The sequence below is a fragment of the Streptomyces sp. HB132 genome (genome assembly GCF_016909575.1).
In the GTDB taxonomy this organism is placed as follows: Bacteria; Actinomycetota; Actinomycetes; order Streptomycetales; family Streptomycetaceae; genus Streptomyces.
On sequence record NZ_JAFBGA010000011.1, the window covers coordinates 51,807 to 69,492 of the forward strand.

At 69.3% G+C, this 17,686-nt stretch carries 16 protein-coding genes and 1 pseudogene; 8 read left to right on the forward strand and 9 right to left on the reverse strand.

Translation table 11 applies throughout. From position 1 onward, the window contains the following. Positions 1-67: 67 nt before the first annotated feature. Entirely contained in the window at positions 68-463 is a 396-nt protein-coding gene (sodN, locus tag JOC24_RS23140; RefSeq protein WP_205022298.1) for a superoxide dismutase, Ni, read from the reverse strand. A 178-nt stretch (positions 464-641) separates the two neighbouring features. On the opposite strand from sodN, the gene sodX reads away from it, so the two are divergent. Next, entirely contained in the window at positions 642-1,079 is a 438-nt protein-coding gene (sodX, locus tag JOC24_RS23145; protein WP_205022299.1) for a nickel-type superoxide dismutase maturation protease, read from the forward strand. Here sodX and JOC24_RS23150 read toward each other — a convergent pair. Next, positions 983-1,612 (reverse strand): CGNR zinc finger domain-containing protein, encoded by a 630-nt coding sequence (locus JOC24_RS23150; protein ID WP_205022300.1) that lies wholly within the window; start codon positions 1,610-1,612, stop codon positions 983-985. The two genes, sodX and JOC24_RS23150, sit on opposite strands and share 97 nt — an antisense overlap. Positions 1,613-1,769: 157 nt before the next feature. On the opposite strand from JOC24_RS23150, the gene JOC24_RS23155 reads away from it, so the two are divergent. From JOC24_RS23155 to JOC24_RS23165, 3 genes and pseudogenes are all read left to right on the forward strand, one after another. Next, a complete protein-coding gene (locus JOC24_RS23155; protein ID WP_239580879.1) occupies positions 1,770-2,459 on the forward strand; it encodes a class I SAM-dependent methyltransferase in 690 nt (229 codons plus the stop codon). A 258-nt stretch (positions 2,460-2,717) separates the two neighbouring features. After that, positions 2,718-3,161: pseudogene (locus JOC24_RS34260) on the forward strand (transposase); the annotation flags it as partial. Positions 3,162-3,699: 538 nt separating this feature from the next. After that, complete coding sequence (locus tag JOC24_RS23165) at positions 3,700-4,092, forward strand: hypothetical protein (RefSeq protein WP_205022302.1); 393 nt, start codon at positions 3,700-3,702, stop codon at positions 4,090-4,092. A 56-nt stretch (positions 4,093-4,148) separates the two neighbouring features. Here the strand turns inward: JOC24_RS23165 and JOC24_RS23170 are convergent, their stop codons facing one another. The 3 genes from JOC24_RS23170 to JOC24_RS23180 are packed head-to-tail and all read right to left on the reverse strand — an operon-like array spanning position 4,149 to position 6,837. After that, complete coding sequence (locus JOC24_RS23170; protein WP_275588591.1) at positions 4,149-4,910, reverse strand: amino acid ABC transporter ATP-binding protein; 762 nt, start codon at positions 4,908-4,910, stop codon at positions 4,149-4,151. After that, complete coding sequence (locus tag JOC24_RS23175; protein ID WP_205022303.1) at positions 4,907-5,848, reverse strand: amino acid ABC transporter permease; 942 nt, start codon at positions 5,846-5,848, stop codon at positions 4,907-4,909. Before JOC24_RS23175 ends, JOC24_RS23170 begins: the two co-directional genes overlap by 4 nt. A gap of 29 nt (positions 5,849-5,877) precedes the next feature. Beyond that, on the reverse strand, positions 5,878-6,837 hold the full coding sequence (locus tag JOC24_RS23180) for an ABC transporter substrate-binding protein (RefSeq protein ID WP_205022304.1): 960 nt from the start codon (positions 6,835-6,837) through the stop codon (positions 5,878-5,880). Positions 6,838-7,361: 524 nt separating this feature from the next. On the opposite strand from JOC24_RS23180, the gene JOC24_RS23185 reads away from it, so the two are divergent. The 3 genes from JOC24_RS23185 to JOC24_RS23195 all read left to right on the forward strand — a co-directional run bounded on the left by JOC24_RS23185 (position 7,362) and on the right by JOC24_RS23195 (position 10,290). Next, positions 7,362-8,597: an NAD(P)-dependent malic enzyme gene (locus JOC24_RS23185; RefSeq protein WP_205022305.1), complete on the forward strand. Its 1,236-nt coding sequence runs from the start codon at positions 7,362-7,364 to the stop codon at positions 8,595-8,597. A 185-nt stretch (positions 8,598-8,782) separates the two neighbouring features. Beyond that, the gene (locus tag JOC24_RS23190) at positions 8,783-9,748 is read left to right on the forward strand and encodes a zinc-binding dehydrogenase (protein ID WP_205022306.1); all 966 of its coding nucleotides are present in this window, start codon (positions 8,783-8,785) and stop codon (positions 9,746-9,748) included. Next, positions 9,745-10,290 (forward strand): GNAT family N-acetyltransferase, encoded by a 546-nt coding sequence (locus tag JOC24_RS23195; protein ID WP_205022307.1) that lies wholly within the window; start codon positions 9,745-9,747, stop codon positions 10,288-10,290. The genes JOC24_RS23190 and JOC24_RS23195 overlap by 4 nt, the downstream gene beginning before the upstream one ends. Before the next feature lie 363 nt (positions 10,291-10,653). Here the strand turns inward: JOC24_RS23195 and JOC24_RS23200 are convergent, their stop codons facing one another. Together JOC24_RS23200 and JOC24_RS23205 are read right to left on the reverse strand one after the other, a co-directional pair. Then, complete coding sequence (locus JOC24_RS23200; protein WP_205022308.1) at positions 10,654-11,631, reverse strand: PadR family transcriptional regulator; 978 nt, start codon at positions 11,629-11,631, stop codon at positions 10,654-10,656. A gap of 1 nt (position 11,632) precedes the next feature. Then, a complete protein-coding gene (locus JOC24_RS23205) occupies positions 11,633-12,490 on the reverse strand; it encodes a DUF4097 family beta strand repeat-containing protein (protein WP_205022309.1) in 858 nt (285 codons plus the stop codon). A 206-nt stretch (positions 12,491-12,696) separates the two neighbouring features. Between JOC24_RS23205 and JOC24_RS23210 the strand changes: the two genes are divergently transcribed. Next, complete coding sequence (locus tag JOC24_RS23210; RefSeq protein ID WP_205022310.1) at positions 12,697-13,554, forward strand: aldo-keto reductase family protein; 858 nt, start codon at positions 12,697-12,699, stop codon at positions 13,552-13,554. On the opposite strand, the gene JOC24_RS23215 is transcribed toward JOC24_RS23210, so the two are convergent. Continuing rightward, on the reverse strand, positions 13,555-13,737 hold the full coding sequence (locus tag JOC24_RS23215) for a DUF6104 family protein (protein WP_031091411.1): 183 nt from the start codon (positions 13,735-13,737) through the stop codon (positions 13,555-13,557). A 90-nt stretch (positions 13,738-13,827) separates the two neighbouring features. Further along, positions 13,828-17,619, reverse strand: a complete 3,792-nt coding sequence (locus JOC24_RS23220) for a multifunctional oxoglutarate decarboxylase/oxoglutarate dehydrogenase thiamine pyrophosphate-binding subunit/dihydrolipoyllysine-residue succinyltransferase subunit (RefSeq protein ID WP_205022311.1) — start codon at positions 17,617-17,619, stop codon at positions 13,828-13,830. Positions 17,620-17,686 lie beyond the last annotated feature (67 nt).

The following is a 17,686-nucleotide window of genomic DNA, read 5'->3' on the forward strand; positions in this document are numbered from 1 at the left end:
TCGGACCGGGTGCGGACAGTGGGCGGTCCGGCCCGTGGAAGCGCGGGTCGGACCGCCTGACCTGAGATCAGGCCTTCTTGGTCTCCCAGAAGATCCGGTCGACCTCGGCGATGAGGTCCAGAGCCTTCTGGCCCGTGGCCGGGTCGTTCGAACCCTTGGCCGCGGAGAGCGCCTTCAGGGTGTCGTTGACCAGCTGGTGCAGCTCCGGGTACTTCTCGAAGTGCGGGGGCTTGAAGTAGTCGCTCCAGAGCACCGAGACGTGGTGCTTCGCGAGCTCGGCACGCTGTTCCTTGATCAGAACGGCGCGCGTGCGGAAGTCCGCGTCCTCATTGGCCTGGTACTTCTCCTGGACGGCCTTGACGGACTCCGCCTCGATGCGGGCCTGGGCCGGGTCGTACACGCCGCAGGGCAGGTCGCAGTGGGCGCTGACCTTCACCTTGGGGGCAAACAGGCGGGAAAGCATGGAGCTGTCCTTCCTCGTGATCGTCTTCTCAGGTGGGACATTACTCCGTGGGAAGCCTCTTTCACCGGCTGCCCCCTGGTGCTTAGGCCAAAAGTCCGGGGTGAGGATGAGACCGGGGGTCGAGAACGCGAAGCGGCGCGCTGCAGCGCACGGGAGGATGGACCGGGAGGTGCCACAGATGCCGGAACCGGCGCAGGAGCCGTGGAGCGGGCGGGCGGCGTGTAAGCCGTTCCAGGTGGTGGAGGTGACAGGGCCGTCGATGGTGCCCACCCTCTACCACGGGGACTGGCTGCTGGTGCAGCGTGGGGCGCCGGTGCGCCCCGGGGACGTGGTGATCCTGCGTCACCCGTTCCAGCAGGACCTGCTGGTGGTCAAGCGGGCCGCCGAGCGACGGGACCGCGGCTGGTGGGTGCTGGGCGACAACGCGTACGCGGGCGGGGACAGCACGGACTACGGGACGGTGCCCGACGAGCTCGTGCTGGCCCGGGTGCGGGCCCGTTACCGGCCGCTGCGGAAGGATCAGCGGTCGGTGCTCGGGCTGCTGGGCTGGGTGGTGTCCGCGGTGCGCCGCGTCTCACCGGAGCGTTCCGTCTCCAGGCGTTTGCGGGCCCGGTAGGCGGCTACGTTGGCCCGGGTCGCGCAGCGGTCCGAACAGTAGCGCCGCGAGCGGTTGGTCGAGGTGTCGAGGTAGGCGTTGCGGCACGGCGCCGCCTCGCACAGTCCGAGCCGGTCCACGCCGTGCGAGGTGAGGTGGAAGGCCAGACCCATCGAGGCGATCGCCGCGAAGCCCGCCGTCGCGTTCGACGGGTGGTCGGCCAGGTGCATGTGCCAGTCCGGCTTGCCGTCCCCGTCCCGCGTGTCATGGCCGGAGATCTGCGGGCTCACCGGGAATTCCAGCAGCAGGGAGTTGAGCAGGTCCACCGCGAGCGTCTCGTCGCCGTCGTCGGCCGCCTCGAACACCGCACGCAGCCGGGCCCGCACCGACCGGAACCGGGTCACGTCAGCTTCGGTCGCACGGCGGGCCGCCTGGGCGTTGGCGCCGAACAGATCCCGGACCGACTCGACCGTGGTGAGGGAGTCCCTGCCCCGGGCCGGCTCCTCGGTGTTGACCAGACGCACGGCATAGTCCGAGTAATAGGCCAGTTCCACTTGTAGTCCTTACGGCGTCGGTCTATGGTCGCTGTGTCGACAGTGTAATGGGTGGTCTGGCTCAACAGGTCTTACGAAGGTGGAGGCTCCAGTGGCGGCGACGGGCACCGACTGGCAGTCCTGGCAGGAGAGCTGGGACCGGCAGCAGGAGTGGTACATGCCGGACCGCGAGGAGCGGTTCCGGGTGATGCTGGACATGGTGGAGGCGATCGTGGGACCACGACCGCGCGTGCTCGACCTGGCGTGCGGTACGGGCAGCATCACGGACCGGCTCCTCAAGCGGTTCCCCGGAGCGACCAGCACCGGCGTCGACCTCGACCCCGCCCTGCTCGCCATCGCCCGCGGCACCTTCGAGGGTGACGACCGGGTCGCCTTCGTGACCGCCGACCTCAAGGACGCCGGGTGGACGCGGCGGCTCCCGCACCCCACGTACGACGCCGTGCTCACCGCCACCGCTCTCCACTGGCTGCACAGCGAGCCGCTCGCCGGGCTGTACGGGCAGATCGGCGGGCTGGTCAGGGGCGGCGGACTCTTCATGAACGCGGACCACATGATCGACACCGGCACCCCCCGCATCAACGCCGCCGAACGTGCGCACCGGCACGCGGCCATGGACCGGGCCCGGGCCGCGGGGGCCGTTGACTGGGCGGAGTGGTGGGCGGTCGCGGCGAAGGACCCCGTCCTCGCGGCGCCCACCGCCGAGCGGTTCGCGATCTACGGCGAGCACGCGGACGGCGACATGCCGTCCGTCCACTGGCACGTCCGCACGCTCCGCGAGTCCGGCTTCGGCGAGGCCCGTACGGTCTGGGCCTCACCTTCGGACAGCATGGTGCTCGCGGTGAAGTAGGCGGAGGCGAAATGGGGTACGGAACCGAACCTTGCCGCCACGCTTCGCGCAGTCCTTCGTATGACCTTCAGGCGCTGCGGAGCGGTCCCTCCCGTGGTCCCGAAGAAGGGTGCTCCGGCGCGATGGGAGGTCGACCGCCCATTCCCTTCGAGCTCGTAACACGATCTTGTTGAAGTGCTGGTGGGGCTAACCGGTGTGACGATTCGGCTGTTCGTGAGGGGGTGCGGGTGCTCGATCACGAGATCGTGACGATGAGTTGTGGGCTCTGATCGAGCTGTTGCTGCCCCGTGGCCGGAGCGGTCACCGGGACCGTGGCGGCCGGTGGCGGACCGGCTCTGCTTGCAGGGCATCCCATCAGTCCTCTGCAACGACATGTCCTGGCGACTCCCACCCTTGGAGCTGGGGTTCGGCTCGGGACGGACCTGCTGGCGCCGCCGGGACCGGTGGCAGCAGGCGGAAGTTTTCGAGCCGTTGCACCGAATCCTGCTCGCCGAGCTGAATGCGACCGGCGAATTCGACTGGTCACCGCCTGGTGGACGGCTCCCGCGTCCGCGCAAAAGAAGTGGGCGTCGAGACCGGCTTCCGCCGGTCGACCGGCGGAAGCCGGGCACCAAACATCACCTGATCTGTGACGGACGCGGTACCCCGCTCAAGGTCATCACGACCGCGGCCGACGTCAACGAAGTCACGCAGACCCTCGCCCTGGTCGACGGCCGTCCCACCCGTCGCGGGACGCCCCGGCCGGCCCCGCCCACGACCATTGAGCCCTACTCGGCGACAAGAGCTACGACTCCGACGCCCACCGCGACGAGCTCCGTCGCCGACGAATCCTGCCCGTCATCTCCCGCAAGGGATCACCGACCATCAAGGGCATCGGCAAGCTGCGGTACGTCGTCTGGCAGACCTTCGCCCTGCTCCACCCCTTCAAGCGCCTCGCCGTCCACCGGGAACGCCGCACAGAGCTCCATGACGCCTTCGTACCCCTCGCCTGCAGCCTCATCTGCTGTAGAACGCCTCAAGAAGGCCCGGCCATGAGCGTGTCACGAGCTCTTTGTGACAGGGGACGCTTATCGGTGGTTCGGCTGCGACCGGCGTGACATGATGCCGTGGCCCACTTGATCGAACCCGTGCGCAGAAAGGGCGAGACGTGTTCGGCCCCTGCCGCTGTAATAGCTGACGGCGTGGCGTCGTTTGCGCGCAAGAGACCCCGAACGCGCGGAATTTCTCCCACGGAGGCCTCATGGCAATACGAAAAGCGGTCACTGCTTCGATGACAGCGGCTGCTTCGCTGGCTGCGGTCCTGGCCGTCGGCACGCCGTCTCATGCTGCGACGACCAAGTTCTGTGGGCCTCCCTACGCTCTTGCGCTTGGATGCTTCTACTCGACCGGCGACTACTTCACAGTTCAGGACATGCGCGCAGACGGCAAGCGCGCCGTGCTGAAGTGGACGACGGACTATGGGCGCTCGGGCGAATGCCACGATGCGAATGGGGCCAACAACGCACCCACCAAGTGCGATTACGATTTCACCGAAGGCCATACCCTTCTCTTCTGGACGGTCATCCGTGACGGAGCCAATGGGGCAGACCAAGGTACATCCGACCCGATGACCGCTTGGATCTCCGGACGGTAAGCAGGGGCCTGCCGATGCGCCCCGGGCCGGACTGTCCGGGGCGCATCCACGTCCGCCTACAGGACCTTGGACAGGAACGCCTTCGTCCGGTCGTGCTGCGGGTTCGTCAGGACGTCGCGCGGGTGGCCGGTCTCGACCACGACGCCGTCGTCCATGAAGACCAGCGCGTCGCCGACCTCACGGGCGAAGCCCATCTCGTGTGTGACGACGATCATCGTCATACCGTCCTCGGCCAGACCGCGCATGACGTCCAGGACGTCGCCGACCAGCTCGGGGTCGAGCGCGGACGTCGGCTCGTCGAACAGCATCAGTTTCGGCTCCATGGCCAGGGCGCGGGCGATGGCCACCCGCTGCTGCTGTCCACCGGAGAGCTGGGAGGGGTAGTTCGCCGCCTTGTCGGCGAGGCCCACCCGGTCCAGCAGCCTCCCTGCGCGGGCGCGCGCCACAGCCCTCGTCTCGCCCTTCACCTGTACCGGGGCTTCCATGACGTTCTCGAGGGCCGTCATGTGCGGGAACAGGTTGAAGCGTTGGAACACCATGCCGATATCACGGCGCTTGAGGGCGACCTCGCTGTCCTTCAGCTCGTAGAGCTTGTTCCCCTTCTGCCGGTAACCCACCAGCTCGCCGTCGACCGAGAGCCGGCCGGCGTTGATCTTCTCCAAGTGGTTGATGCACCGGAGGAACGTCGACTTGCCGGAACCGGACGGGCCGATCAGGCAGAACACCTCACGGGGAGCGACCTCCAGGTCGATGCCCTTGAGAATGTGCGCGGGACCGAAGGACTTGTGTACGCCCTCGGCCTTCACCATGGCGGTCATGCGGTGCCTCCCTTCGGGCGGCCCAGCGACAGCAAGTTGGCCCTGATCTTCTGGATCGGTGTCTGCGGCAGGCTCCTGCTGGAACCGCGGGCGTAGTGGCGCTCCAGGTAGTACTGGCCCACGCTCAGCGCCGAGGTCATGATCAGATACCAGGCCGCGGCGAGGAAGTACATCTCCACGGGGGCGCCGGAGTTCTGGCCGATGTCCTGGGCGTACCGGAACAGCTCGGTGAACTGCACGGCGGCCACCAGCGAGGTCGTCTTGAGCATGTTGATGACCTCGTTGCCCGTCGGCGGCACGATCACGCGCATCGCCTGCGGGATCACCACCCGTCGCAGCGTCTTGCTGTGGCTCATGCCCAGCGCGTGCGACGCCTCGGTCTGGCCGTCGTCGACCGACAGCAGACCGGCGCGGCAGATCTCCGCCATGTACGCGGCCTCGTTGAGGCCGAGCCCCAGGAGGGCTGTGAGCAGCGGAGTCATGAAGGACGACCACTCGTCCTTGTAGACCGGTCCGAGGTTGATGTACTCGAAGACCAGGCCCAGGTTGAACCAGACGAAGAGCTGGACCAGGACCGGTGTGCCCCGGAAGAACCAGATGTACGACCACGCGATCGACGACGTCACCGGGTTCTTCGACAGGCGCATCACCGCGAGCAGGACGCCGCCGACGATGCCGATGGCCATCGAGAGGATGGTCAGCAGCAGGGTCTGGCCCACGCCCCGAATGATCCGGGAGTCGAAGAAGTAGTCCGGTAGGGCTCCCCAGTTGATCTGGCCCTGGGAGAAGGCGTAAACGATGGATGCCAGCAGGCCGATGGCGATGACCGCCGACACGTAGCGCCCGTAGTGGCGGACCGGGATGGCCGTGATCGCCTCGGGTCCGGCCGCCGGGGTGGGGGCTGTGCCGGTGGGACCCGTCTTCTTGATGTCAGTCACAGGTGTTGCCTCTCACCGCCGTGATCCGGTCACGATCCGCCGTTGATCTTGGCTTCGGTGACCGCGCCGTCCTTGACTCCCCACTTGGCGATGATCTTGTCGTACTCACCGTTCTCGATGATCGCGTCGAGCGCCGCCTTCACGGCGTCCCGCAGCTCGGTGTTGCTCTTGGCGACGGCGATGCCGTACGGGGCCGCCTCGACCTGCTCGCCGACGATCTGGAAGTCCTTGCCGCCGCCCGAGGTCTTCACGGCGTACGCGGCAACCGGGAAGTCGGACGAACCGGCGTCGGCACCTCCGGCGCGGAGCCGGGTCTGGGCCTCCAGGTCGTTGTCGAACTGCTCGATGGAGATCTTGCCCTTGCTGCCGCACTTCGCGCTCTCGGCCTTGGCGAGGTCGTGGGAGACCGTGCCGCGCTGGAGGGCGATCTTCTTGCCGCAGAGGTCGGACCAGGACTTGATGCCCTGGTCGTCGCCCTTCTTGGTGTAGATCGAGACGCCGGCGGTGAAGTAGTCGATGAAGTCGACGCCTTCGCCGACCTTCTTCTTCGTCTCGGGGTCGAGCCCTTCCTGGCGGTCCTTGGTGTCGGTCATCGCCGACATCGCCAGGTCGTAACGCTTCGAGCGGAGGCCCGTGATGAGCGTGTCGAACGTTCCGTTCTGGAACTCGAAGGTGACGCCGAGCTGCTTGCCGAGGGCGGCGCCGAGGTCGGGGTCTATGCCGGTGATCTTGCCGGAACCGTCCTTGAACTCCACCGGCGGGTACGCGATATCCGAACCGACCTTGATGACGCCCTTGTCCTTGACGGCCTGGGGCAGCAGATCTGCGAGCGGTGCACTGTCCGATGTTTTCGTGGAGCCGGACTCCTTCGAGGCCTTGTCGGTCTGGTCGCCACAGGCGGTGAGGAGCAGCGTGCCGGCGACCGCGATGGCGCCGACCGCCGCGATCCGGGCCCTGGCGGTCGTACGACGCGTGGTGCTTGCGGTCATGTCGGGATCCTCCGGCAGGTGAGGGTGAGGTGCTGGTGGGGCGGCTTGGCACGCACCTTCGAGTGACGCCACCTTGTGTGATTACGGCATCTTGCCATTCGGACTCACCCGATCAGGGGGCCGGGCATGTCAAAATCGGGTAACGGGCGACCCCCGAACATCAATGGGCCGGTGCCGCAAGGACGGACCATCTGCTGGTAAGTGCGTGCTCCTCCGGAGAATCTCCGGTGCGTCTCGACCTACGGACGGCCTTTGTAGCCCTTAGTGGACTTGTCCAGATATTCGGCTATGAGTCATGTCACCGAGTCGATACCGACTCGTAAGAGGCCCGGTCCGTCCGGTAAGAAAGACCTTTACACCCCTCATCCGGGGCTCAGGGCGCGTGTGCGGCGCGCCCGCGCGTAGCTGTTCCCCTGCCGGAGCGGTCCGACCGCTCAGTGCCGGGAACGTACGCGGTGCCCGCCCACCCCTCCTCAACCAGGAGTGGCCACCCTCAAATGATGAAGACTTAAGGGGTCAACACAATGGCAGCGGAGATCGTCAATCCTCGCAGCGACAGCAAGACGCACGGCGCGGCCGGTGCGGAGGGGCTCAGCAGTGCGGACGAGCCCTTCGATCCGGCCTTCGCCCTCCACCGCGGCGGGAAGATGGCCGTGCAGGCCACCGTCCCGATCCGCGACAAGGACGACCTGTCCCTCGCGTACACGCCCGGCGTGGCCAAGGTGTGCAGCGCCATCGCCGAGAATCCCGAGCTCGTCCACGACTACACCTGGAAGTCGCAGGTCGTGGCCGTCGTGACGGACGGGACCGCCGTCCTCGGTCTGGGGGACATCGGGCCCGAGGCGTCCCTCCCCGTGATGGAGGGCAAGGCGATCCTCTTCAAGCAGTTCGGCGGGGTCGACGCGGTGCCCATCGCGCTCGCCACGACCGACGCGGACGAGATCGTCGAGACCGTCGTGCGCCTCGCGCCGTCCTTCGGCGGGGTGAACCTGGAGGACATCTCGGCCCCCCGGTGTTTCGAGATCGAGCGCAAGCTCCAGGAGCGTCTCGACATCCCGGTCTTCCACGACGACCAGCACGGTACGGCCGTGGTGACCCTCGCGGCCCTGCGCAACGCGGCGAAGCTGTCCGGCCGGACACTCGGTGACCTGCGCGCCGTCATCTCCGGTGCCGGCGCGGCGGGTGTGGCCATCGCGAAGTTCCTGCTGGAGGCGGGCATCGGCGATGTCGCCGTCGCCGACCGCAAGGGCATCGTCAGCGGCGACCGCCACGACCTCACGGACGTCAAGCGCGAGCTGGCGGAGATCACCAACCGGGCGGGCATCACCGGCTCCCTGGAGACGGCCCTGGCCGGCGCCGACGTCTTCATCGGCGTCTCCGGCGGTACGGTCCCCGAGCCGGCTGTGGCCTCCATGGCGCCCGGCGCGTTCGTGTTCGCCATGGCCAACCCGAACCCCGAGGTCCACCCCGACGTCGCGCACAAGTACGCGGCCGTGGTGGCGACCGGGCGGTCCGACTACCCGAACCAGATCAACAACGTGCTGGCGTTCCCCGGCATCTTCGCGGGCGCGCTTCAGGTGCGGGCCTCCCGGATCACCGAAGGAATGAAGATCGCCGCGGCGAACGCGCTGGCGGACGTCGTCGGTGACGAGCTGGCCGCGGAGTACGTGATCCCGTCGCCCTTCGACGAGCGGGTCGCTCCCGCCGTCACGGCCGCGGTGGCCGCTGCCGCCCGTGCGGAAGGCGTCGCGCGGCGCTGACACCGGGCGGGCGGGGCGGAAGTGCGCGGGTCGCGCGCCCCCGCCCCGCCCCTCCGCGGAGGGTTCCGCCGCACGGGAGCGGCCGGCCCTCCGCGGAACGGCGCCGTCCCCCATCGATGGGCTGGGGCGTGTGTCACACCGCCGAACAGTTACGTCACGGCGCGTCACGGCCTATCGTCGTGGCCATGTTCGCCGCCTACGCAGCCCGCATCGACCGTGACCGGCCCCTGGACGGCCTCGAGCTGGGTGAACGCCCGGCGCCCGAGGCACGGCCCGGGTGGACCACCGTCAAGGTCCGGGCCGCATCCCTCAACCATCACGACCTCTGGTCCCTGCGCGGTGTGGGCCTCGCCGAGGACAAGCTGCCCATGATCCTCGGCTGCGACGCCGCGGGCGTCGACCAGGACGGCAACGAGGTCGTCCTGCACTCCGTCATCGGCCAGACGGGACACGGCGTCGGCCCGGACGAGCCGCGCTCCATCCTCACCGAGCGCTACCAGGGCACCTTCGCCGAGCAGGTCACCGTACCCAGCTGGAATGTGCTGCCCAAGCCGAAGGAACTCACCTTCGAGCAGGCGGCCTGCCTGCCGACCGCCTGGCTCACGGCATACCGGATGCTGTTCACCAATGCCGGTGTGCGGCCCGGTGACTCCGTTCTGGTGCAGGGGGCGGGCGGTGGTGTGGCCACCGCGGCGATCGTGCTCGGCAAGGCGGCCGGGCTCCGGGTGTTCGCCACCAGCCGTGACGAGGCCAAGCGCAAGCGGGCCGTCGAGCTGGGCGCGGTCGAGGCCTACGAGCCGGGCGCGCGGCTGCCGGCGCGTGTCGACGCCGTCATCGAGACCGTCGGAGCGGCGACCTGGTCGCACTCGGTGAAATCACTGCGTCCCGGCGGCACCCTGGTCATCTCGGGCGCCACCAGTGGCGACCGGCCCTCGCACGCCGAGCTGACCCGGATCTTCTTCCTGGAGCTCAAGATCGTCGGCTCCACGATGGGCTCCAAGGACGAACTGGAGGACCTGCTGTCGTTCTGCGCGGCCACCGGGGTGCGGCCCGTCATCGACGAGACCCTGCCGCTGGACCGGGCCCGCGAGGGCTTCGAGCGGCTTTCCTCCGGAAACCTGTTCGGGAAGATCGTCCTCACGACATCGTGAGGAATGCCGAGGAGCTGCCGACAGCGGAAGGGCTGCTGCTGAGGCCCTGGTGCCCCGGCGACGCTCCGGCGCTACTCCGCGCCTTCGCGCCCGAGGAGATGGCCCGTCAGGCGAACCGGCCCGTCACGACCACCGCCGAGGCGCTGGAATGGATCGCCTCACGGGAGAGCGAACGGGCGGCCGGCAGCGGCTACGCGTGGGCTGTCGTCCGTGACGGCGTCGCGGTCGGATCGGTGGCCGTGGCTGCCGTGAATCACGACCACGGCACCGGCTGGGTGTCGTACTGGACGACGGAGGCGGCTCGTGGGACCGGTGTCGCCGCCGCAGGCGTACGGACGCTGGCCCGCTGGGCCTTCGGCGACCTGCTGCTCCACCGACTGGAACTCGGGCACAGGACGAACAACCCGGCCTCCTGTGCCGTGGCCGTCCGGGCCGGCTTCGCCGCGGAGGGCATCGAACGCGAGAAGCTCCGCTACGGGGACGCACGCTACGACGTGGAACGGCATGCCCGACTCGCCACCGACCCTGTCGACGACGGATGACCAGTGCGGTGGCTCACGCCGAGCGGGCCGTGGCGGACTCCGTGACCGGGGACCTGCCGCTTGCCCCCCGGGCCAGGCCGGAGGCCGGGCCTTCGTGCAGGCGCGCAAGGGAACCCCGGAGGGCGGTCCCGACGCCGTTCCTTCGCGTACGGCGCCGAGAGCATGCTGGAGGTCCCTGCGCATCGCCCTCTGCCGACGCGACCGCTCCACCGGCGATGAGCACCTGCTGCCGGCTCTGACCCGACCCCGCGACATCGCGGATGTACTCGCCGAACACGGCGCGGCCCGCGCGACGGTCGAGCCCACCCCCTCTACGGAGAGGGTGGGGACAGCCGAGGCGAGCCGGGCCGGGCCGCGCGGCCGTCAGGGCGTGCTGGAGCTGCCCGGTGCCTTGTCGGCTGCGTCACGGAGCAGAGAGCCGATGTGCGTCGCTGCGGTGGCCAGGTGGCGGCGGGTCTCCGAGAGCTGGCTCTCGGAGACGCCGTGGTCCCGGGCCGCGTCACGGATGTCGTCCCGGAAGCGGTCCAGCAGGCGGTCCAGGTCGCGGGCCGGATCGCCGGTGGTCGCGGTGTCGGCGGCCCACTCGATGTCCGGTTCCTCGGGCGCCGGGCGGCTGTAGGAGGGCCAGGTGCCGGTTCTCGCGAAGTTGCCGAACTGGCCGGTGATCTCAGCCAGTCCGTCCCGCACACCCGCGGGCCAGTCGCCCCGCGAGAAATGCTCCTGGACCTGGCGCGCGGCGTTCTGCATCTGCTCCCGCGCCTTCTCGTGCGCTTCCTGGGCCTGGCGGCGGGCCTGGTCCGCGTCCTCGCGGGCCCTGCGGGACTCGTCCTTCGCCCTGCGGGCCTGCTCCTTCCACTCCTGCTTGGCCTTGCGCAGCTCCTCCTTCGCCGTGCGCCACGCCTCCGTGTCCCCGAGACCGGAATCCCAGCCGCTCCGCTCGCCGCCGGCGGTGTGCCGGGACTCGGAAGCCGCCGCGCGCATCTCGCTGCGGAGGCGGCCGGCCGCGCCCCGTACGTCGTCGCGGATCTCGGCGGCCAGCTCGGACACGGACTCGCGGATCTCCAGCTCCAGATCGGCCAGCTCACCGCTGCGGCCCGCCAGCTCGGCCCGTCCGGCGTCGGTGATGGAGTAGACCTTGCGGCCGCCCTCGGTGGCATGGGTGACCAGGCCCTCGGCCTCCAACTTGGCCAGCCGCGGATACACGGTGCCGGCCGACGGTGCGTACAGCCCCTGGAAGCGCTCCTCCAGGAGCCGGATCACCTCGTATCCATGGCGGGGGGCCTCGTCCAGCAGCTTGAGGAGGTACAGCCGCAGACGGCCGTGGGCGAAAACGGGAGCCATGTCAGAGCACCTTTCCGGTCGGCTCGGCATCATGCGCGCTGTCCTGGGAGGGCGGGCGACGCAGCAGGGCGATCGAGCCCGAGACGGTGGTCGCCTTCAGCTTCCCGGTGCCCGCTCCCAGCGTGCCGGTGATCTTCTTCGCGCCCCACTGGCCGCCCACACGCAGGTCCTCGAAAGCGTTGGACACGGTGCCGCTCGCGGTGTTCGCCTCGACCCTCGCATCCGCCGGGTGGGGCAGCCGGATGGCGATCTCGCCGGACACCGAGGTGAGCCTGATGTCGGTCGGATTCGGCGAGGTGTCGAGGTCGAGCACCATGTGGCCCGTGACGGACTCCGCCCGGACCGATGTGCCGGCGCCCTCGACGACCGTGAGGTCTCCCGACACGGACTGGAAGCGGAGGTCACCGGTGACGGCCTGGGCCTCCAGGCTGCCGGACACGGTCTCGGCCCTGACGGCTCCGGAGAGGTCGACCAGGGTGCTGTCGCCCGAGATGCCCCGCAGCTCGGTGCGTCCCCCGATGCCCGAGACGACAGCCTCGGCGCCGACCGCGCCCACCTCCACCGCCGCGCCGGCCGGGACGGCGAGTGAGACCGCGGCGCTGCGGCGCGGGCTCCGGCGGTCGAGCCAGGTGAGAAGGCCCTGCCAGGGCAGATCTTCGTAGGCGACGGTGAGGGTTCCGCCCTCCAGGGTCACGATCAGTGGAGGCCCTTCGATCGCGGTCACCTCCATCCGAGCGGTCGGTTCGTCCGTGCCGACGACATTGACCGTGCCGTCGACGATGCGCACGTTCAGTGCTGTCACGGGGGCGTCGAAGGTGAGCTTTCGGGGCTCGGCGACGCTCCATGTCGACTCAGGCATGAATCCGACCTTCCGCTGGATGGCGAGACGCAACATATCGCGTCTACCTGAGAACACGATATATCGCGGATCGGCAAAGTCAAGGGTGAATCGAAAGGGTGCTCGCGTGGGGCGACGGGGGGTGGCGAGGTGGCGCCACGAAGGAGGAGGGAGGGGAAATGGAGCTAAATGGTTCGTTTATTGCCGAATTGCCCTAGCGTGAGGGCATGACCGCGACATCCGTGGGCGCCCTGCTGCTGTGCCGGGCCGACCCCGAGACCGTACGGCCCGTGGCCCGTCTCCTTCGGGAGAGCATGCTGCTCCTGCCCGCCGGAGAGGGGTGGAGCGTGCTCGTCCCCGAGGGGAAGCCATGGCGGAGGGACGGGCACGTGGGTGGCGGAGCACCGGCCGACGGCGGCGGCCCGGAGCCCGTCGACCGCGTCGTCGGCGGCTGGGCCACCGCCCTCGCGGTGGGCTCCACCTGGCCGGTGCTCGCCCTGTGGTGGGACGGCGACCGGTCCGGGTACACCCTCGCCTCGGGCTTCCGCCGTCCGGTCGGCTACATCTGGCTGGCCGACGGCACCCCGGCCGCCGAGGACGAAGCCATGCGGACGTCTGCCCTCCGGCTCGGCCTGGACCCCGTCACCGACGTCCAGGCGCTGGAGGCCCTCACCCGCGCGGACCCGGAGACGGATGCCGACGCCCGGCTGCGGGGACTGCTCGCCGTGCTCACCCGGGCAGGGGTGGAGATGCCACCCGGTCTGTCGCCCGGCGAGCCGGCCGACCGGCTGCGCTCGGTCGCCGGGATCCATCCGGAGGCGGAGCAGATCGAATGGGCCGGCTGGCGCGACGCCGTGCGCGAGGAACTCGACGCCGTCGAGAGCGGCAGCCTCGGCCCCTGGGTGATCGGTCCGAGGGCGCGTGCGGTGGCCACGGCTCAGGTCGCCACGGGCCTGCCGCTGGCCCTGTGGGGGGTCCGCCGGCGCAGCGGCGGGTGGATCGCCGCAGGGCTGGTCCTTCTCGTGCAGGGCCTGCTGGGGTTCGCGTACGACCGCTTCAGGAACCAGGGCGGCGGCGGGCGGTGACTAGTCGTCCTCGTCCTCGTCGTCCAGCCGTGCCAGCCAGGTAGCGAGCCGTTCGACGGGGACCTCGAAGTCGGGGTTGAGGTCGACGAACGTGCGGAGCTGCTCGGCGAGCCACTCGAAGGTGACCTCCTCCTCGCCGCGCCGCTTCTCCAGTTCCTCGATGCCACGGTCCGTGAAGTACATGCGACCAGAATAACGAGGCCGGAACGCCGGAGGACCCGGCCCCGCGAGATGCTCGCGGGGCCGGGTCCTCCGGTGACGTACAGCCGCTGATCAGGCCTCGAAGACCTCGGCGACCAGCTGGGCCTGCTCGGCCTGGTGACGCTTGGCCGAACCGACCGCCGGGGACGAACCGCGCGGGCGCGAGATGCGCCGCAGGCGCTCGCCGTGCGGCACGTCGGCGCCGACGGCCAGGTCCAGGTGGTCGATCAGGTTGAGCGCGATGAACGGCCACGCACCCTGGTTCGCCGGCTCCTCCTGGGCCCAGAGGTACTTCTCGGCGTTCGGGTACTTGGCGATCTCGGCCTGGATCTCCGCACCCGGCAGCGGGTACAGGCGCTCCAGACGGATGATCGCCGTCTCCGTGTCGCCACGCTTCTCGCGCTCGGCGTCCAGGTCGTAGTAGAGCTTCCCGGACACGAAGACGACCTTGCGGACCGCCTCGGCGTTGACCGTCTCGTCGCCGATCACCGGGCGGAAGCCGCCGGTGGTGAACTCCTCGACCTTCGAAGCGGCCGACTTGAGCCGCAGCATCGACTTCGGCGTGAAGACGATCAGCGGCTTGTGGTGCGGGTTGTGCACCTGCCAGCGCAGGAGGTGGAAGTAGTTCGACGGCAGGGTCGGCATCGCGACCGTCATGTTGTCCTGCGCGCACATCTGCAGGAAACGCTCCGGGCGGGCGGACGAGTGGTCCGGGCCCTGGCCCTCGTAGCCGTGCGGGAGCAGGAGGGTGACGCCGGACGTCTGGCCCCACTTCTGCTCGGCGGAGGAGATGAACTCGTCCACGACGGTCTGGGCGCCGTTGACGAAGTCACCGAACTGGGCCTCCCAGATCACCAGGGACTCCGGGCGGGCCAGCGAGTAGCCGTACTCGAAGCCCATCGCCGCGTACTCGCTGAGCAGCGAGTCGTAGACGTTGTAGCGGGCCTGGTCGTCGGAGAGGTAGAGCAGCGGGGTGTAGTCCTCGCCGGTCTTCTGGTCGACGAGGACGGCGTGACGCTGACCGAACGTGCCGCGGCGGGTGTCCTGGCCGGCGAGCCGGACCGGGGTGCCCTCCATCAGCAGCGAGCCGATGGCGAGGGTCTCGCCCATGCCCCAGTCGATCGTGCCGTTGTCCACGGAGGCCGCGCGGCGCTGCATCTGCGGGAGCAGACGCGGGTGCACCGTGATGCCGTCGGGGATGTTGACCTGCGACTCGGCGATCAGCTTCACGACCTCCGAGGACACCGCGGTGCCCACCGAGACCGGGAACTCCGCCTGGACGTCCGGAACATGCGGCTGGGACGGTGCCGAGGTGGCCTCGCGGACCTCCGCGAAGACCTTCTCCAGCTGGCCCTGGAAGTCCTGGAGTGCCTGCTCGGCCTCCTCCAGCGTGATGTCGCCGCGACCGATGAGGGACTCGGTGTACAGCTTGCGCACCGAGCGCTTCTTGTCGATCAGGGTGTACATCTGCGGGTTGGTGAACTCCGGGTTGTCGCCCTCGTTGTGACCGCGGCGGCGGTAGCAGATGAGGTCGATGACGACGTCCTTGTTGAACGTCTGCCGGTACTCGAAGGCGAGCCGCGCGACGCGGACCACGGCCTCCGGGTCGTCGCCGTTGACGTGGATGATCGGCGCCTCGATCATGCGCGCCACGTCGGTGGCGTACATCGAGGAACGCGAGGACTCCGGGGCGGCGGTGAAGCCGACCTGGTTGTTGATCACCACGTGCACGGTGCCGCCGGTGCGGTAGCCGCGCAGCTGCGACATGTTGAGCGTCTCGGCGACGACGCCCTGGCCCGCGAAGGCCGCGTCGCCGTGGAGCGCGACCGGCAGGACCGTGAAGTCCGTGCCGCCCTTGTTGATGATGTCCTGCTTGGCGCGGGCGATGCCCTCGAGGACCGGGTCGACGGCCTCCAGGTGCGAGGGGTTGGCGGCCAGCGAGACCTTGATCTGCTCGCCGTCCAGACCGGTGAAGGTGCCCTCGGCGCCCAGGTGGTACTTGACGTCGCCGGAGCCGTGCATCGACCGCGGGTCGAGGTTGCCCTCGAACTCCCGGAAGATCTGTGCGTACGACTTGCCGACGATGTTCGCCAGGACGTTCAGCCGGCCGCGGTGGGCCATGCCGATGACGACCTCGTCGAGGCGGGCCTCGGCGGCGGAGTCGATGACCGCGTCGAGCAGCGGGATGACGGACTCGCCGCCCTCCAGCGAGAAGCGCTTCTGGCCGACGTACTTGGTCTGCAGGAACGTCTCGAACGCCTCGGCGGCGTTGAGGCGGCGCAGGATCCGCAGCTGCTCCTCGCGCTCCGGGGCCGGGCGCGGACGCTCCACCCGGTCCTGGAGCCACTTGCGCTCCTTCGGCTCCTGGATGTGCATGAACTCGATGCCGGTGGTGCGGCAGTACGACTCACGCAGGACACCGAGGATGTCGCGGAGCTTCATCATCGTCTTGCCGGCGAAACCGCCGACCGCGAAGTCGCGCTCCAGATCCCACAGGGTGAGGCCGTGCTCGGTGATGTCCAGGTCGGGGTGCTTGCGCTGGCGGTACTCCAGCGGGTCGGTGTCGGCCATGACGTGGCCGCGGACCCGGTAGGAGTGGATCAGCTCGAAGACCCGTGCGGCCTTGGTGACGTCGTCGTCGTGCGAGGCGTCGATGTCCTTGAGCCAGCGGACCGGCTCGTAGGGGATCCGCAGCGCCTTGAAGATCTCGTCGTAGAACTCGTTCTCGCCGAGCAGGAGCTGGGCCAGGACGCGCAGGAACTCGCCGGACGCGGCACCCTGGATGACCCGGTGGTCGTACGTCGAGGTCAGGGTCATGACCTTCGAGATGCCCAGCTTGTTCAGGGTGTCCTGAGAGGTGCCCTGGAACTCCGCCGGGTAGTCCATCGCGCCGACGCCCATGATGAGGCCCTGTCCGGGCATCAGGCGCGGCACCGAGTGGACGGTGCCGATGCCGCCGGGGTTGGTCAGCGAGGCGGTGACGCCCGAGAAGTCGTCCATGCCGAGCTTGCCGACGCGGGCACGGCGGACGATGTCCTCGTAGGCCTGCCAGAACTCGAAGAAGTTGAGCGTCTCGGCCTTCTTGATGGCCGCGACGACGAGCTGGCGGTCGCCGTTCGGCTTCACCAGGTCGATGGCGAGGCCGAGGTTCACGTGCTCCGGCTTGACCAGGGTCGGCTTGCCGTCCTTCACCGCGAAGGAGTGGTTCATCGACGGCATGGCCTTGAGGGCCTGCACCATCGCGTACCCGATGAGGTGGGTGAAGGAGATCTTCCCGCCGCGGGCCCGCTTCAGGTGGTTGTTGATGACGATGCGGTTGTCGAAGAGCAGCTTCACCGGCACCGCGCGGACGGACGTGGCCGTCGGCAGCTCCAGCGAGGCGTTCATGTTCTTCGCGACGGCGGCCGACGGGCCGCGCAGCGTCACGAACTCCGGGCCGCCCGGCGCCTCCGCCTTCGCGGGTGCCGGCGCCGCCTTGGCGGGCGCGGCCTTCGCAGGGGCGGCGGGAGCCTTCGCGGGAGCTGCCGGAGCAGCGGCCGCGGGCTTCGCCGGAGCGGCGGGTGGCGCCGTCGGTGCCGGCGCCGGAGCCGCGTTGTTCACGGTGTTCGCGGCCGGAGCCGGAGCCGGGGTACCCGCTCCCGCGGGTGCGGTGACGGGCTTGTCCGCCGTGCCGGCAGTACCCGGCTTGTAGTCGGCGAAGAAGTCCCACCAGGCACGGTCGACCGAATTGGGATCCTGGAGGTACTGCTGGTAGATCTCGTCGACGAGCCACTCATTGGGGCCGAAGGCGGCGGCCGGGTTGGACCCGGTGCCCGCTTCTTGATCGGTCGAGATGCTCGAGTTACTGGGGGACTGAGACGACACGGCGGCAACCGCCCTCTTCCGCTTCACAAGGTGATGGACAGCGGAAATCAAGGCTACGCCCCCCGAG

What these genes read in the sequence shown, in the direction of transcription:
- sodX (WP_205022299.1), top strand. Translation starts at nt 642, where the DNA reads ATGCCGGAACCGGCGCAGGAGCCGTGGAGCGGGCGGGCGGCGTGTAAG.
- JOC24_RS23215 (WP_031091411.1), bottom strand. Translation starts at nt 13,737, where the DNA reads ATGTACTTCACGGACCGTGGCATCGAGGAACTGGAGAAGCGGCGCGGC.
- sodN (WP_205022298.1), bottom strand. Translation starts at nt 463, where the DNA reads ATGCTTTCCCGCCTGTTTGCCCCCAAGGTGAAGGTCAGCGCCCACTGC.
- JOC24_RS23205 (WP_205022309.1), bottom strand. Translation starts at nt 12,490, where the DNA reads ATGCCTGAGTCGACATGGAGCGTCGCCGAGCCCCGAAAGCTCACCTTC.
- JOC24_RS23200 (WP_205022308.1), bottom strand. Translation starts at nt 11,631, where the DNA reads ATGGCTCCCGTTTTCGCCCACGGCCGTCTGCGGCTGTACCTCCTCAAG.
- JOC24_RS23155 (WP_239580879.1), top strand. Translation starts at nt 1,770, where the DNA reads ATGCCGGACCGCGAGGAGCGGTTCCGGGTGATGCTGGACATGGTGGAG.
- JOC24_RS23185 (WP_205022305.1), top strand. Translation starts at nt 7,362, where the DNA reads ATGGCAGCGGAGATCGTCAATCCTCGCAGCGACAGCAAGACGCACGGC.
- JOC24_RS23180 (WP_205022304.1), bottom strand. Translation starts at nt 6,837, where the DNA reads ATGACCGCAAGCACCACGCGTCGTACGACCGCCAGGGCCCGGATCGCG.
- JOC24_RS23165 (WP_205022302.1), top strand. Translation starts at nt 3,700, where the DNA reads ATGGCAATACGAAAAGCGGTCACTGCTTCGATGACAGCGGCTGCTTCG.
- JOC24_RS23210 (WP_205022310.1), top strand. Translation starts at nt 12,697, where the DNA reads ATGACCGCGACATCCGTGGGCGCCCTGCTGCTGTGCCGGGCCGACCCC.
- JOC24_RS23170 (WP_275588591.1), bottom strand. Translation starts at nt 4,910, where the DNA reads ATGACCGCCATGGTGAAGGCCGAGGGCGTACACAAGTCCTTCGGTCCC.
- JOC24_RS23190 (WP_205022306.1), top strand. Translation starts at nt 8,783, where the DNA reads ATGTTCGCCGCCTACGCAGCCCGCATCGACCGTGACCGGCCCCTGGAC.